Here is a 2,580-nt window from a genome sequence, read left to right on the forward strand (position 1 = left end):
GCCCGGCCGCACGCCGCTACTTCAACATCGACGCCGAGTCCATCGTCGTCGCCGTCCTCATGGGCCTGGCCCGCGAGGGCAAGATCGACATCTCGGTCGCCCAGCAGGCCGCCGAGAAGTACCAGCTGGATGATCCGACCTCTGTGTAGGTGATCCCCCGGTGAAGGCCCTGCTTCGGCAGGGCCTTCCTGTTTTCAGCGTGCTTATCGACGCCCCTTTTTTGTACGGCACGCGAACTCCCTTATTTGAAGGATTAGATTCAACAAAAGGAGTTCGATCGGAGCACTGGTGTAGGATCTCCTAAGTGCTCACTTCGCCATCGAAAGGTGTGTAAAGCGGATGTCCGTTCTCGCCGGGTTGAATCTCGAAATTGAGAGGCCAGAGTTTCTAGGTACTGAACACTGGGACTCTATCTCGCTTGAAATAACGAGATTTGAGCGCTCGGTTTCCGCCGGAGATTACAGCCAAGCTCTGGGGGATCTGAAATGCTTGGTCGAAGCGATTGCCAGGGTCGCATATGTTCTTGAAGGCGAGCCGGCCAAGGATACCGCCTCTTTTAGCACCATCGTCAAACACGCGCACAATCTTTTATCTGACCAGCCAGGTTACGGCCTTACCCGCGAAAGTCCCTTCAAGCAGATGGCCGATCAAGCACGCAAAATGGTCGGCAACCTGGGGGGAAATCCGAAACGACTTTGGGGGAGGGCACGGCCGTGCGACAAAGCCCAAGATCGACGACGAGATGCTCCTCTTAGCAACTGACGGAGCTCTGACCTGGGCTCGATGGGCTGTACGTCGACTCGGCTATTTTTCAGAAGGCCGCCCCGCTCCTTTGATCAGGGACCTTATCGATGACTGGTCCATTTTCCGTTCTGGGGATCTCAGGCGCCGGCTCGAGTCGGCCAATCTACGGAGCCTCGAACCGCGTCACCAACGCGAACTGGGCGTTGCGGTCGGACAAAGGACAATGCAGGGCACATTTGTGGTGCAACGCGACGGGGTCAAACCGTGCATTGCGTCCGATGATCTGTCAGTCTGGCCCGAAAACTACAGGTACGGACTGCTTACGGGGTTGTGGTTCAGCCCGACGGGAAAACCCACAATCACACCGAGTTCTATCAAAGATGGGATTTTGGCTCTCGATCCGATTCCCGACAGTTCAGTTGTACTCAGCGCCCGAATCGACGAGGTCTGCGACTCAACTGACCCAGGGCTACCCGAATGCGACGCAGAAGCGGTAGAGGAAATAGTTTCCTGGCTGAACAAACATGCCAAGTATCGCCCTGCCTCAGAAGCCGAGTCTCTGAAGAAGCTGCGGGACCACTTGAATTCCGGCTAGTCTCGGCTACCTACTGAACCTGGAAATATCATCTCTGGGGTCAGACGCCAGAGCGTCGCGCGGGGTACAAACTGATTCCGCCATTCGACTCCACGTGGCAGCACGTGGTGCTAGGTGATCAATTCCACGTTCCCGTCACTCCCGGTCCAGGTACCGCGGCCAGGTGGTGTCACGGGTGGCCAGGGAAACCTCCACCGCCCGCGCCAGGTCGTCGGCCAGGGGTGCGGGGAGCTTGTGGCGCAGGGCGTCGCCGAGGCGGGCGATGACCTCCAGGCGCAGGAGGTTACGGGTCTCGGTGACGTACATGCGCGGGTAGCGGGCGGCCAGGTCGACCTCGGCCTCATCGGCGGGCGGGCCGAAAGCCTCCTCGACGAAGGCACGGTAGTCCTCCAGCTCGCAGTAGTCGCCGGGTTCCTTGGGCAGCCGCACCCACTGGATCGCCCGGCAGCGCCGCACGATCGCGGGGTTGGCGTCGAGGATGTCGTCGATGAAGGACTGTCCGACCTCGTCCGCCAGGCAACGGGGCAGCTCCTCCTTGAGAGGGAAGTCGCGGGTGCGGCGGAAGACCTGGTAGATGTCCTCGATGAGCGGCTCGACGGGGTTGTGGTCGGCGATGGACTGCAGCACGAAGTCCTCCTCGGTGACGCAGCAGCCCGGCCCGTAGTTGCTGTGCGCCAGCGGCTGCTCGGGTTCCTGCCCCGTGACCTGGACCGTCCCGCAGCCGGCGCGGGACCTCAGGTGGTGTCGTCCTGCCTGGAACCAGTTCCACTCGCTGCCCCGGGGGTTGCCCCGCGCGAAACTCGGGCCCAGGAAGAACAGCGGTTCCTCCTCCCCGAGCTCACGGTCGGTGAGCGGGTCGGCCCGGTAGTCACCGCGCTTGTACTCCACGAAACGGGTGCGCCCCTGCTCGTCGGTACCCTCGATACGCCAGTTGACCATGGCTGCCTTCTCCCTTGTGCTGTTGTGCCGATGCCTGCGTACCGTATCCGGCACCTCCGACATGCCCTCCCGCTCATCGAATGGACAGGCGAGCGGTATCGTGGGCGGGGTGACGGCCCGAGACAACCACCCCGTACCCCCGCGTGATTCAGACCGGGAACAGCTGCAGGCGGATCTGACCCGCCTTGTCGGCACCGGGCGCCTGCAATTCGCGGAGTTCGACCGGCTTAGCGACGTGATCTGGTCCACCCAGGACGCGGTGGAACTCCACCGCATCAAGCTGCAGTACCTCGCTCCCCCGC

At 61.7% G+C, this 2,580-nt stretch carries 3 protein-coding genes; 2 read left to right on the top strand and 1 reads right to left on the bottom strand.

The window, feature by feature from the left end; all coding sequences use genetic code 11:
• Nucleotides 1-339 precede the first annotated feature (339 nt).
• Nucleotides 340-762 (top strand): hypothetical protein, encoded by a 423-nt coding sequence (locus tag GXZ33_RS11325; RefSeq protein ID WP_291341172.1) that lies wholly within the window; start codon nt 340-342, stop codon nt 760-762.
• Between the two features lie 712 nt (nt 763-1,474).
• Here the strand turns inward: GXZ33_RS11325 and GXZ33_RS11330 are convergent.
• Nucleotides 1,475-2,278 carry a hypothetical protein gene (locus GXZ33_RS11330; protein ID WP_291341175.1) on the bottom strand — a complete coding sequence of 268 codons (804 nt, stop codon included), beginning with the start codon at nt 2,276-2,278 and terminating at the stop codon, nt 1,475-1,477.
• Between GXZ33_RS11330 and GXZ33_RS11335 the strand changes: the two genes are divergently transcribed.
• The coding region (locus tag GXZ33_RS11335; RefSeq protein WP_291341177.1) for a DUF1707 domain-containing protein at nt 2,277-2,580 on the top strand (304 nt) is incomplete at its 3' end. The genes GXZ33_RS11330 and GXZ33_RS11335 overlap by 2 nt on opposite strands.

Source organism: Corynebacterium sp. (genome assembly GCF_012838985.1).
GTDB lineage: Bacteria > Actinomycetota > Actinomycetes > Mycobacteriales > Mycobacteriaceae > Corynebacterium.

What these genes read in the sequence shown, in the direction of transcription:
- GXZ33_RS11325 (WP_291341172.1), top strand. Translation starts at nt 340, where the DNA reads ATGTCCGTTCTCGCCGGGTTGAATCTCGAAATTGAGAGGCCAGAGTTT.
- GXZ33_RS11330 (WP_291341175.1), bottom strand. Translation starts at nt 2,278, where the DNA reads ATGGTCAACTGGCGTATCGAGGGTACCGACGAGCAGGGGCGCACCCGT.